Here is a 12,548-nt window from a genome sequence, read left to right as displayed (position 1 = left end):
TGCTGCGGCTGGCGGGCGAGGACCGGGTCGATCTCCCTGCGTCGCGCCTGGCGATCGATACGCGCATCGTCTATCGCTCGCGCGCGCTGCCGATGCCCGATGCCCTTCGCGAGGCGCTGACGGGACCTGCGATCGTGCTGCTCCATTCGGCGCGCGCGGCACAGCATTTCGGCACGCTGGTCGACAGCGCAGGCATCGATCGTGGCCATATCAGCCTTGCACTGTTCGCTCCGGCGCTGGTCGATGCAGCGGGCGACGGCTGGGCCAGCGTGCGCATCGCTGCCGCCGCCGACGACCGCGCCTTGCTGGACGTCGTCGCCACGCTGTGCCAGCATGAGGCGGGACGCCAACAGGCGAAAAAGCCGGAGACCGAATGAACGTGGATACACCCCGCCAGGGAAGCCCGAGCCAGGCAAGCCCCAGCCAGGGGCAGGGGGCGAGCGGGCGCTCGCTGCTGATCCTGCTGCTGCTTGCCTTTGTCGGTGGAGCGGTGCTCTCCGGCTGGATCATCACCCGGTCGGGCTGGTTCGAAACGCCGGCCCCGCCCCAGGCTGCGATCGACCGCAACGTGATCACCGCCGATCCAGCCAGCCCGACCCCTGCAGCGGTCCCGCCGTCGATGGCGACAGGGATGCTCAGCGGCCCGGTGCCGCCCGGCGCGCTCGACCAGCGCGTGGCGGAGCTGGAGAACCGGCTGTCGCTGATCAACGTTCAGGCCCAGGCGGCGTCGGGCAATGCCGGGCGCGCCGAGGGGTTGCTGATCGCCTTTGCCGCGCGCCGCGCGCTCGACCGGGCATCCGCGCTGGGCTATCTGGAAGGCCAGTTGCAGCTGCGCTTCGGCACGGCGCAGCCCAATGCCGTGGCCACCATCATCCGCGCCTCGAAAAATCCGGTGACGATGGACCAGCTGCGCGCGCAGCTCGACGAGATCGGCCCCTCGCTGGGATCGGGCCGCGCTGCCAATGAGAGCTTCTGGGCGGCTCTGCATCGCGAGGCGAGCGAACTGTTCGTGATCGAACAGGCGGGCAAGGAATCGCAGACCCCGACCCAGCGCGTGCAGCGCGCGCGGCGCTATCTCGAGGCGGGCCGGGTCGAGGCCGCGCTCGGCGAGATCGAGAAGCTTCCCGGTCGCGCCAAGGCTGCGGACTGGATCGCCAAGGCGCGCAGCTATGCCGAGGCACGGCGCGCGCTCGACATCATCGAGAGCGCCGCGATCCTCGAGCCGCGCGGCCTGCGCGATGCGACCGGCCAGCCGATCGAGCAGCCATCGCCGCTGGCTCCGCCCGCAGGCTGAGGCCTGTCCGATGCCTGAACCATTGCAAGACCCCGTGATCGTGCTGCTCGCAGGCGGGCAGTCGCGGCGGATGCAGGGACAGGACAAGGCGCTCGCCGAGATCGACGGGCAGCGCATGATCGACCGGGTGCTGGCCCGGCTCGCACGCCAGGCAGGCACGCTCTGGCTGTCGGCCGCGCACGATTATGCCACGGGCCTTGACGTCATCCGCGACGAGGCCCGTGCACCCGCAGGCCCGGTCGGCGCGATCCGATCGATCGCGAGCGCACTGCGCGCCCGGGGCGGCGACGCGTTCGTCACCTGTCCGGTCGATGCGCCGTTCGTCCCCGACGATCTGGCCGCGCGGCTGATGGTCGAGGCCCCGCTCGCCATGGCCGAGGCAGATGGCGCGCTGCAACCGGTGTTCGCGCTGTGGAGCGCGCGCGCGGTGCTCCAGGCGCTGCCGCCCGATCGATGCCAGGAACGCTGGTCGCTGCAGCGGCTGGGCGAGGCCATCGGCACGCGCGCGGTGTGCTTTCCTGACGCCGGTGCCCTGATGAACGTCAATACACCGCAAGAGCTTGAAATCGCGCGCCGCCATGCGCTCGATACGCGTGGGAAACGGCTTGGCGAGGCCGGGTCAACGCGATATTCAGCATAGCGAAAGCCGAAAACCATATAGAGCGGCGCTTTGCCGCCGACACGCGACGCGGCACGCAGCAGGGAACACAGGGGCCAATCTGGCATGGCGGTGAAAGACAAGGGCGGCACGGCCGCACCCAGAAGCGGGGCCCGCCTCTGGTTCTGGCGCATCGTCAAGATCGGTGCCGCGACCAGCTTTTTCGGGCTGATCGCGCTGGTCGTCGCGGTGGCTACGGTGATGGGCTCGCTGCCCAGTTTCAACGATCTCAAATCCTCGCCCAACGGCCAGATGATCCTGGTCAAGGCCGCCGACGGCACCGAGATCATGCAGCTCGGCCCCAGTTTCGGCGAGTGGCTCGACATCGAGGACATCCCGCAGGTGATGAAGGATGCGATGATCTCGGTCGAGGACCGGCGCTTCGCCTATCATCCCGGCGTCGACGTGATCGGCATCGGCCGCGCGATCTTCACCACCGCGAGCGGCGGCGGACGGCTGCGCGCGACCTCGACCATCACCCAGCAGCTGGCGCGCAACATCTTCCTCAGCAACAGCCGCTCGTACACCCGCAAGATCCGGGAGGGCATCCTCGCGCTCGCGCTCGAGCAGAAGTTCAGCAAGGACCAGATTCTCGAGCTGTACCTCAACAAGGTCTATTTCGGCGGCGGCGCCTATGGCGTCGATTCCGCCTCGCGCAAGTTCTTCAACCACGATGCGACCACGCTCTCGCTCGCCGAGGCGGCGATCATCGCCGGGCTGGTCAAGGCCCCGTCGCGCTATTCCCCCACAGCCGACAGCGAGGCGGCGATCGGCCGCGCCGGGGTGGTGCTGCAGGTGATGCAGGATGTCGGCACGATCACGCCCGCGCAAGCCGCCGAGGCCGATCTGGACGCGGTGAAGTTCGCGCCGGAAAAGGGCCAGAATTCGGTGCGCTATTTCACCGACTGGGCGCTTCCACAGCTCGATACGCTGATCGAGGGGAATGACGAGCCGATCGTCGTATGGACGACGCTCGACCTCGCTATGCAGCGTGCAGGGACGAACGCGATCCAGGCCTATGTCCCCGGCGGCGCGCAGGGGGCACTGGTCGCGCTCGACCGCGACGGCGCGGTGCGTGCGATGGTCGGCGGCACCGATTACGTCACCTCGAACTATAACCGCGCCGTCAGCGCCTTGCGTCAGCCGGGATCGGCATGGAAGCTGTTCGTCTACATGGCCGCGCTCGAGGCGGGCTACAAGCCCGAGGACATCGTCACCGACGCGCCGATCACCATCGGCGGCTGGACCCCGCGCAACAGCGGCGGCAGCTATGCCGGCGACATCTCGCTGCGCACCGCCTTTGCCTATTCGAAGAACACCGTCGCCGCGCGCATCGGCGAGGATGTCGGCACCAGCACGATCGCCAACATGGCGCGCCGCTTCGGCATCACCACGCCGATCACCACCCTCCCCTCGATGGTGCTGGGATCGTCCGAGGTGCGCGTGATCGACATGGTACGCGCCTTTGCCGGGGTCAGCTCGGGCGGCGTCGCGATCGCGCCCTATGGCATCACCAAGGTGACGACGAGCAAGGGCGAGCTGCTCTACCAGCACGAGGCGGACATGAGCCAGGTGCTCGTGCCCCCCTATGTCACGGCGGGCATGACCGACCTGCTGCAGACCGCAGTCAATGTCGGCACCGGCCGCGCCGCACAGATCGGCCGGCCCGTCGCGGGCAAGACCGGCACGACGAACAGCAACAAGGACGGCTGGTTCCTCGGTTTTTCGAGCGGCATCACCACCGGCGTGTGGATGGGCCGCGACGATGCCCGGCCCGTGGGCGGCCTCCAGGGCGGCACCGCGCCCGCGCGCGCCTTTGCCGCTTTCATGAAGGTCGCGGTAGCCAAGCGCAAGATCGAGCCGTTCGAGACCGAGCTCAAGCTTCCCGAATCCGAGCTGGAGCCCGATGACGAGGCCTATTTCGGCTCGCCCGACGACGTGATCTTCATCGACGAGAACGGCAATCCGGTGGGCCAGGGCGAAGGCCTCAGCCCGCCCCAGACCGGCGGCGGCATCCCCGGCGATCCGCAGCAGCCCGAACGGCTCGACGAGAATTTCATCGACCGCGCGCTGGGCCGCGAGACGCAACCCCAGCGCCCGCAGGTCCGCCAGGCCGAACCGCGCCCGCCAGTGCGCAGACCGCCGCCGAACCCGCAGGACGACCGGGTCGCGCCGAGATTGCGCGAGGAAGAGGGGCAGTAGGGCGGTACGGCGCGCGACCGGTTTCAGGTGCGGGCGTTGGTGACGGTAATGGCGGAAACTGGGTGGCTTGCGGATTGGCGGCTCTCTCTTTGACGCTAGGATCGGCACTTGGATTGATAACTGGCCTTGCCTATAGAGCCCGAAATCAAACCCTTTGTTGAATTCAGGCTGACCGATGTTCCACATCTACGATACCCATGATGGAAAGCTTCAGCCTGTCAATGAACCACTTGCTTTGGTGGCAGAGGCACGCTGGATCGATTTGTTGCGTCCCACACCGGAGGATGAAGAACAGATCAACCGCTGGCTGGGCGTCGAAATCCCGGACCGTGAGGAAATGGAGGAGATTGAGATCTCCTCACGCCTTTATATCGAAGGCTCCACTGCTTTCATGACAGCGATCGTGCCGGCGTTTGGCGATGGGGACGAGCCGGAAATGGCGCCCGTTACCTTTGTGCTCACCCCCTCATCACTGGTGACCTTGCGTCACCATGAGCCGCGGGTTTTCGCGCTCATGAGCCAGCGCGCCGACCGCGGGCTTGCCAGTGCCGTCGACGGCGAGGACGTGTTCGTGCAATTGCTCGAAGCCATTGTGGATCGCCTCGCCGACGTACTTGAACGCTATGGCCGGGACATCGAGACGGTCGCCAAGACGGTCTTTGCCAAGACCGACATCCAGGCCCGCTCGCAAACTGATTTCGGCAAGGTCCTTTCCGACCTCGGACGGCAGGCCAACGCGCTTTCCAATATCCGTGACAGTCTGGTTTCGCTCGAACGTCTGGCGGCGTTCGCCACAACCCTGCTGCTCCAGCGCAAGAGCCGCAAGGAATTGCGAGAGCGGCTGAAGACGGTCGCCCGCGATATTCGTTCCTTGTCCGATCATGACGGCTTCCTGTCGCAGAAGATCAATTTCCTGCTCGATGCGACGCTGGGCATGATCAGCATCGAACAGAACGGCATCATCAAGATTTTCTCGGTTGCGGCGGTGGTGTTCCTGCCGCCGACGCTGGTGGCTTCGATTTACGGAATGAATTTCGAATTCATGCCCGAATTGCAGTGGCCCTATGGCTACCCGTTTGCGCTCGGGCTGATGGTGGTTTCGATGCTGCTGCCTTACCTCTATTTCAAGCGTCGCGGGTGGCTGTGAGGGCGCGTGCGGCAGCGGCCTGCTCTTATACTGCGGCTTGTCGCCGCCTGCCTCACGCTTTGGCTAGCAGGTCCGGCACACGCGGGCGGCGGCGCGCATATCGTCGATGACGATGCGACCCTGCCGGCCGGGGTCTGCCACGTGGAAAGTTGGCTGACCCTGTCCAGCGATGGGCGCGGTCTGGCAATTGCCAATCCGGCCTGCACGCTCAAGGGCCTTCCGCGTCTTGAGATTGCCGCTGCGGTCCAGAGGAACTGGGGCCAAGACGCCGCAACGTCAATCGCGCCAGCATTCAAGCTCAACCTGCGCTCCTTCGAGGAAGCGCCTGTCGGGGTCGCTGTCTCGGCAACGGCAATCTGGAATCCGGTCGATAACAGGATCGAAAGCACCGCCGTCACGGTCCCGGTCTCTGCCCGGGTGCATGATCGCCTCGTCATTCACGGCAATCTCGGCTGGATCAACACGCCCGGTGAGGCGGATCGCAATACGATTTTCTTGGGCGCTCAGGCCGAGTTCGAGATCGTGCCCGGCCTTCACCTGATGGGAGAGGTGTTCGGCACGGATCGCGGGCCGCCCGGTGGTCAAGCAGGCCTGCGCTGGGTGACCGACCGGGGACGGATCGACGTGGACCTGCTGGCAGGCCGCCGCATTGACGGGACTTCAGCCTCGGCTGTGACTGTGGGGCTGACGATCCGGCGGTAACGGAGGCCAACCAAAGTGGCGGGGCCAATGACTGATATGGGGTCGCAAGCAGAATGGCAGGTTTTTTCAGGAAACGCGCCTTAACAGACCCTAGCTCCGCTAAGCCTTAAGCGTGTCGAAAACTCCGCTATTTCGTTGGTGTGCACGCATGGCCCCCTCACCCAGCTTCGCCTAATTCGCTTCGCTCATAAGGCTTCGCAACCCTCTCCCTCGGAGGGGACAGGGGGGCTGCTCGCGCGGTCCCAGGCCAGATTAGTGACCATGATTTGAGGCGGCTGCATCATCGTAGCCTGACGGTGCCCCGCGATCGGGCTCCGGTGCGCGACAGTCGTCGCTTGTCTCGACATCCAGAAACGGGCGCTCGATGCAACGGGCTGCTCGCGCCAAGACAGCTGCATTTGTCACGTTGCCCTCGCCACCTGCTGCTATCAACGCATCCCGCGCGCGTTCCAGAGTAGCGCGATCGCCAGTAAGGTAGGCGGTAAACCCAGTCACGTATGTGTTCCAATCGAGCGCGGCATCCGGAGCCTGATCCGCTCGTCGGGATGCAGCGGCCAGCAGCGCTGCGGCTGCGCGCGTACCAGCATCTGCTCCGGAACGCGCGAGATTGCGCGACATGTGGAAGGTCGTGATCGCGTGCTGGCGGGTTGTCAGCAGCGGCCCTGCGGCGAGATAATCGCGGGCAGCCTCAACGGCTTGGACATAACAGCCTCGAGAGTTGTACCACATTGGCCCGCCAAGCTTCTGGGTATCAAACTCAAAGTCGTTCCATGAGCGAGCAGCATTACTGGTGCGGATCGCCAAGTCATAGCGACAAGCACTTGATGGCCGCACCTCCTCACTGGTGGGCGCGCCCTCACTTTGCGTATCAACCGTGGCCACTGTAACAAGAGCAAAGAACAGAGCTAGGAATGCCATGATGCATCTTTCTCTGAATCGAGCTGCTCTCGCAAGCGGTGTGTGGGATGTTGCTTGGAGCCAAGGTTGATGGACTGGGCGTCAACTCGGTGCCGCCGTTACAAGCTAGCTAGCGAGCGAGCGTCCGGAAAGGGCAAGCTTGCGATCAGCCGGTAGAAACTGAAACGGGGTCGCTTCCGGAACGGCCAGCTTCTTCGAGGACAGCTTGAACGCCGCACCCCAAACGCAATCCGGCCCGGAAGCTTGCGCTGCCGGGCCGGATCGTTTGTCAGTGCTGTGCGGCGTCAAAAGCTCAGTGCTTCACGCCCGCCCAGACGTTGCGATAGGCCATATAGCCGAGGCCCGTCGCGATGATCAGGAAGATCAGCACGGCCCAGCCGGTCTGGTGGCGCTTTTCCAGCGTGGGCTCTGCGGTCCACACCAGGAACGCGGCGACGTCCTTGGCCATCTGTTCGCGGGTGGCGTTGGTGCCGTCCGAATAGGTGACGATGCCGTCGCTACCCAGCGGGTTGGCCATCGCGATGTTTAGGTTCGCGAAATAGGGGTTATAGTTGAGGCCCGGTCCCGGCATCGCGTCGGGGAACTTCTTGGCGAGTTCCGCCGGCGGATCCTGATAGCCGGTCAGCAGCGAATAGACATAGGCCGCACCGCCGTGACGCGCCTTGGTGATCAGCGAAAGATCAGGCGGCAGGGCGTTGTTGTTGGCGGCGCGGGCGGCGGTTTCGTTGGCGTGCGGCGAGGGGATATAGTCCTGCGGCAGCGGCTTGCGCGTGGTCGGCTCGCCCGTGGCCGGATCGATCGACGGAGTCTGGGCGGGCCAGTTGGCAGCGATCGCCTTCACTTCGTCCTCGGTATAGCCCAGCTCGGTCAGGTTGCGGAACGCGACCAGACGCATCGAGTGGCAGGCCGAGCAGACTTCCTTGTACACCTGGAAACCGCGCTGCAGCTGCTGGCGATCGAACTTGCCCATCGGGCCATCGCTGCTCAGCGCCAGCTTCTTGGGGTGAAGGTGGAATTCATGTTCTGCCGTCGGCTGGGGCGGCTCGCTGATATAGGCGGCCGCGCCAACTCCGAAGGACACCAGCAGCCAGCCGCTGAAGAACAGCCCGACCAAAAATGCACCAATGCGAATCATGTCGAATGACTTTCCTTTTAGCGTCAGGGCTTATTCGGCGGGCTGCAGCGCAGGGCCGCCAACCGAGCCGGAGCTGTCCTTGCCGAGCACCGCTTCGGTGATCGAGAAGGGCAGCGGCTTGGGCTTTTCGATCTTCGAGATGATCGGCAGGATGATCAGGAAGTGTGCGAAATAATAAGCCGAAGCCAGCTGGCTGAGCATCACATAGGGTTCTTCAGCCGGTGCGCCGCCGAGATAGCCGAGCAGCAGCACGTCCAGCACCAGGATGATGAAGAAGGTGCGGAACAGCGGACGATAGTTGCCCGAACGGACGGGCGAGCGATCGAGCCAGGGCAGGAAGAACAGCAGCAGGATCGATGCGAACATCGCGAGCACGCCGAGCAGCTTGGCCGGCACGATGAAGAAGTCGAAGGTGAAGGCGCGCAGGATCGCGTAGAACGGCCAGAAATACCATTCGGGAACGATGTGCGCCGGGGTCGAGAGCGGGTTGGCCGGGATGTAGTTGTCCGGGTGACCCAGTGCGTTCGGCGCAAAGAACAGCACCGAGCAGAACAGGATCAGGAACACGCCCAGGCCGAAACCGTCCTTCGCGGTGTAATAGGGATGGAACGGCACGGTGTCCGATTCCGACTTCACTTCCACGCCGGTCGGGTTCGACGAACCCGGGATGTGCAGCGCCCAGATGTGCAGGATGACGACACCGGCGATGACGAACGGCAGCAGATAGTGCAGCGAGAAGAAGCGGTTCAGCGCGGCGTTATCGGGGGCGAAGCCACCGAGCAGCCACGTCTGGATCGGTTCGCCGACCAGCGGAATGGCGCCGAACAGGCCGGTGATCACCTTGGCACCCCAGAAGCTCATCTGGCCCCAGGGAAGCACATAGCCCATGAAGGCGGTCGCCATCATCAGCAGGAAGATGACCAGGCCGAGCAGCCAGATCATTTCGCGCGGCGCCTTGTACGAGCTGAAATAGAGGCCGCGGAAGATATGGATATAGACGACGATGAAGAAGAAGCTGGCGCCGTTGGCGTGCGCATAGCGCAGCATCCAGCCCCAGTTCACGTCGCGCATGATATGTTCGGTGGAATCGAAGGCGACCAGCGCGTTGGGCGCGTAGTGCATCGCCATGATGATGCCGGTCACGATCTGGATGACCAGCGCGATGCCGGCGAGCACGCCGAAATTCCAGAAATAATTGAGATTGCGCGGCACAGGATAGCCGCCGCCGATCGCACCATAGACCAGACGGGGGAGCGGCAGGCGCTCATCCAGCCATTTGGTCAGATCGGACTTGGGTTCGTAGTGCTTGGCCCAGGAAAAGCTCATGATCTATGCTCCTCAACCGATCTTGATGACAGTGTCTGACAGGAATTCATATTCCGGCACTTCAAGGTTCTTCGGCGCCGGACCCTTGCGGATGCGCGCGGCGGTATCATAATGCGAACCATGGCACGGGCAGAAATAGCCGCCGAATTCGCCCTTCACCTCACCGGCGGCCGCGCCCAGCGGCACGCAGCCGAGATGCGTGCAGACGCCCAGCGTCACCAGCCAGTTGGTCTTGCCCGGCAGCGTGCGATCGGCAAGCGACTGCGGATCGCGCAGCGACGCCACATCAACCTTGTCGGCTGCGGAAATCTCTTCCGGCGTCAGGTTGCGGATGAACATGGGCTGTTTTCGCCACACGGTCTTAATCGCCTGGCCCGGCTGCACCGCCGAGACATCGACCTCGGTCGAGGCCTGCGCCAGCACGTCCTTGCTGGGCGCCATCTGCGTGATCAGCGGGATCAGCACCGATGCGCCACCGACGCCAGCAAAGCTGACCGCGGCGATGTTGATGAAATCGCGGCGACGCACGCCATCGGATTCGACGGCAGCGGTGCCATCTTGATTCATCGTGACTTGTTCTGCCATGTCGCTAACCTGACCCTCAAGTTATTGAAAAGGATACGTTTTTTATCGATATAGGAAGCGGCATGGCACGGCTTCGCCCCTGGCCCGTCCGCATGATTGCGGGCCTGATAGACGCAAAATCGTCATCTTGCCAACAGGGAAATTGGCGCGCCGCAGCATCATTCCGCCGATTCTGCGCCGTCATGCCGTGCCGTGCACGCGCCGGACCGAGCAGGACAGGTGACAGCCGCGCCGCGCGCGCTATGAAGGGGCGATGCGCATTGCCCTGTACCAACCCGAAATCGCCGGAAATGTGGGAGCCATTCTCCGCCTGGCCGCTTGCCTGGCGGTGCCGGTGGAGATCATCGAGCCTTGCGGCTTCGTGTTCGACGACAAGCGGCTGAAGCGCGCGGCGATGGATTATGGTCCGCTCGCCGAGATGACGCGTCATGCCGACTGGCCAAGCTTTCAGGCGTTCGCGCGCGACAGCGGCGCGCGGCTCGTGCTGATGAGCAGCAAGGCCAGCACAAGCATCTACCGCACCGCGTTCCAGGACAATGACATCCTGCTGATGGGCTCGGAAAGCGCAGGCGTTCCGGATCATGTGCGCGACGCATGCGACCTGCAGACCACCATTCCGATGACCGCGGGTGTCCGATCGCTGAACATATCGGTTGCCACCGGGATTGCGCTGGGCGAGGCGCTGCGGCAGACACGAAGACTGGGTGAGGCATGATCGGCCATCACTATATAGGGGAGCGCGATGACTGACTGGACCGAACAGAAGCCCAAGGCCCGCGCGTGGTTTGAAAGCCTGCGCGACGCGATCTGCGCCGAATTCACCGCGATCGAACGCGAGGCGGGAAGCGATGCGAGCTTCGAATATACCCCCTGGGAGCGGACCGAGGCGGACGGATCGCCCGGCGGCGGCGGCGTTCGCGGGCTGATCAAGGGCAAGGTGTTCGAAAAGGCCGGCGTCAACGTGTCGACCGTCGAGGGCCGGTTCAGCGAGGAATTCGCCAAATCGATCCACGGCGCGGGCGAGGACCCGCGCTTCTTTGCGACCGGAATAAGCCTGGTCGCCCATATGTCGAATCCGCACGTGCCTGCGGTGCATATGAACACCCGTTTTCTTGTGACCACCAAGGCATGGTTCGGCGGTGGAGCCGATCTCAACCCGCCGCTGCCCTACGCGCAAGATACGGACGATTTTCACAGCCGGATGCAGGCGGCGTGCGACGCGCACAATCCGGACTATCATGCGAAGTTCAAGGCCTGGGCCGACGACTATTTCTATATCCCCCACAGAGGCGTGCACCGCGGCGTCGGCGGCATCTTCTACGATCATCTCGAATGCCCGGACGAGGCCGCGTTCGACGCGAATTTCGCCTTCACCCAGGATGTCGGCCGCGCGTTTCTGGACATTTTCCCCGCGCTGGTGCGCCGGCGGATGGGCCAGGAATTTTCGCCTGCCGAAAAGCACCAGCAGCTGGTCTGGCGCGGCCGCTATGCCGAATTCAACCTGATCCACGATCGCGGCACGTTGTTCGGCCTCAAGACCGGCGGCAATATCGACGCCATCCTGATGAGCCTGCCGCCCGAAGCGGTCTGGGAATGAGCCGATGACGATCGAGCGGCTCGACCATGTCAACATCATCACCGATGATCTCATGGGCACCGCACGCTTCTATGCCGAGCTGCTCCAGCTCGAGATCCGCCTCGCGCCGCCGCCGCTGACGCCCGACAATGCCCGCTGGGCGCATGACGCAGCGGGCAACGCGGTGGTGCATATCAACAGCACCGACTGCCCGCGCACCTATGACCGCGCGGTCACCCCCGGCCCGACCGGATCGATCCACCACGTCGCCTTCCGTTGCCGGGATTATCCCGCGATGGTCGCCCGGCTCGAGGCGCGCGGAGCGGACTATCGCGTCAACGAAGTCGAGGCGATCGGCCTCAAGCAGCTGTTCACGCTCGACCCGAACGGGGTATTGCTCGAGCTCAATTTCTTCGCGGGGTAAACGCAAAAAGGGGTGCGGCCGCTGGTGCAGCGCGCGCCCCTCTTGCGGGAATGGAGCTGGCTATCAGCCGTTCACATCGGCCTGGGTCACCGGGACGATGCGGATCTCGACGCGGCGGTTCTGGGCGCGTCCATCCTCGGTGGTGTTCGATGCGACGGGCTGCGATTCGCCGAAGCCGCGCGTGGCCAGGCGCGCCGACTGGACGCCGCGCGTGGTCAGATAGCTCGCCACCGACTGCGCACGGCGTTCGGACAGGGTCTGGTTGTACGCATCGCTGCCGGTCGAATCGGTATGGCCGTATACGTCGATATAGGTGCTCTCGTACTGGACCAGGGTCGACGCGACATCATTCAGCGTGTTGCGGAATTCGGGCTTCACAGCCGAGCTGTCGACATCGAAGGTCACCTGGCTCGGCATGTTGAGCAGCAGGCTGTCGCCGTCGCGGACGACGTCGATGCCGGTGCCAGCGGTCTTCTGGCGCAGTTCGCGCTCCTGCTGGTCGAGATAATAGCCGATGCCTGCGCCGGCCACCGCGCCAATGCCCGCGCCCACGATCTTCTCGGTCCGGTCGCGGCGACCAC

13 protein-coding genes and 1 pseudogene are annotated in these 12,548 nt (G+C 64.4%); 9 read left to right on the top strand and 5 right to left on the bottom strand.

What is annotated here, in order from left to right:
* The 6 genes and pseudogenes from AX735_RS25670 to AX735_RS06620 form a co-directional block, all read left to right on the top strand.
* Positions 1-377 (top strand): annotated as a pseudogene (locus tag AX735_RS25670) (uroporphyrinogen-III synthase); the annotation flags it as partial.
* Entirely contained in the window at positions 374-1,294 is a 921-nt protein-coding gene (locus AX735_RS06600; protein ID WP_066277502.1) for a mitofilin family membrane protein, read from the top strand. The pseudogene AX735_RS25670 and the gene AX735_RS06600, both read left to right, overlap by 4 nt.
* A 10-nt stretch (positions 1,295-1,304) precedes the next feature.
* Positions 1,305-1,934, top strand: a complete 630-nt coding sequence (mobA, locus tag AX735_RS06605; protein WP_202189518.1) for an NTP transferase domain-containing protein — start codon at positions 1,305-1,307, stop codon at positions 1,932-1,934.
* Positions 1,935-2,018: 84 nt separating this feature from the next.
* Complete coding sequence (locus tag AX735_RS06610; protein WP_066277507.1) at positions 2,019-4,154, top strand: PBP1A family penicillin-binding protein; 2,136 nt, start codon at positions 2,019-2,021, stop codon at positions 4,152-4,154.
* Between the two features lie 175 nt (positions 4,155-4,329).
* The gene (corA, locus tag AX735_RS06615) at positions 4,330-5,301 is read left to right on the top strand and encodes a magnesium/cobalt transporter CorA (protein WP_066277514.1); all 972 of its coding nucleotides are present in this window, start codon (positions 4,330-4,332) and stop codon (positions 5,299-5,301) included.
* A gap of 141 nt (positions 5,302-5,442) precedes the next feature.
* Positions 5,443-6,003: a hypothetical protein gene (locus AX735_RS06620; protein ID WP_156447438.1), complete on the top strand. Its 561-nt coding sequence runs from the start codon at positions 5,443-5,445 to the stop codon at positions 6,001-6,003.
* 252 nt (positions 6,004-6,255) lie between these two features.
* On the opposite strand, the gene AX735_RS24915 is transcribed toward AX735_RS06620, so the two are convergent.
* The 4 genes from AX735_RS24915 to petA all read right to left on the bottom strand — a co-directional run bounded on the left by AX735_RS24915 (position 6,256) and on the right by petA (position 9,949).
* A complete protein-coding gene (locus tag AX735_RS24915) occupies positions 6,256-6,921 on the bottom strand; it encodes a hypothetical protein (RefSeq protein WP_156447439.1) in 666 nt (221 codons plus the stop codon).
* 292 nt (positions 6,922-7,213) lie between these two features.
* A complete protein-coding gene (locus AX735_RS06625) occupies positions 7,214-8,056 on the bottom strand; it encodes a cytochrome c1 (RefSeq protein ID WP_066277524.1) in 843 nt (280 codons plus the stop codon).
* A gap of 30 nt (positions 8,057-8,086) precedes the next feature.
* A complete protein-coding gene (locus AX735_RS06630) occupies positions 8,087-9,382 on the bottom strand; it encodes a cytochrome b (RefSeq protein WP_066277526.1) in 1,296 nt (431 codons plus the stop codon).
* A 12-nt stretch (positions 9,383-9,394) separates the two neighbouring features.
* Positions 9,395-9,949: a ubiquinol-cytochrome c reductase iron-sulfur subunit gene (gene petA / locus AX735_RS06635; protein WP_420542539.1), complete on the bottom strand. Its 555-nt coding sequence runs from the start codon at positions 9,947-9,949 to the stop codon at positions 9,395-9,397.
* A 271-nt stretch (positions 9,950-10,220) separates the two neighbouring features.
* Between petA and AX735_RS06640 the strand changes: the two genes are divergently transcribed.
* Genes AX735_RS06640 through AX735_RS06650 form a run of 3 tightly spaced genes read left to right on the top strand, consistent with a single transcriptional unit; the run spans position 10,221 to position 11,967 of the window.
* Positions 10,221-10,682, top strand: coding sequence for a tRNA (cytidine(34)-2'-O)-methyltransferase (locus tag AX735_RS06640; protein WP_066277530.1), 462 nt, complete (start codon positions 10,221-10,223; stop codon positions 10,680-10,682).
* A 27-nt stretch (positions 10,683-10,709) separates the two neighbouring features.
* Entirely contained in the window at positions 10,710-11,564 is an 855-nt protein-coding gene (gene hemF / locus AX735_RS06645; RefSeq protein ID WP_066277533.1) for an oxygen-dependent coproporphyrinogen oxidase, read from the top strand.
* A gap of 4 nt (positions 11,565-11,568) precedes the next feature.
* Positions 11,569-11,967 carry a glyoxalase/bleomycin resistance/extradiol dioxygenase family protein gene (locus tag AX735_RS06650; protein ID WP_066277536.1) on the top strand — a complete coding sequence of 133 codons (399 nt, stop codon included), beginning with the start codon at positions 11,569-11,571 and terminating at the stop codon, positions 11,965-11,967.
* Positions 11,968-12,030: 63 nt separating this feature from the next.
* Here the strand turns inward: AX735_RS06650 and AX735_RS06655 are convergent.
* Positions 12,031-12,548 (bottom strand): OmpA family protein (locus AX735_RS06655; RefSeq protein WP_066277539.1); only part of this gene is annotated, 518 nt, incomplete at its 5' end.

Source organism: Blastomonas sp. CCH1-A6 (assembly GCF_001556365.1).
GTDB lineage: Bacteria > Pseudomonadota > Alphaproteobacteria > Sphingomonadales > Sphingomonadaceae > Blastomonas > Blastomonas ursincola.
Note: the sequence above shows the minus strand (reverse complement) of the source record. Positions and strands in the feature narration are given on the sequence as shown.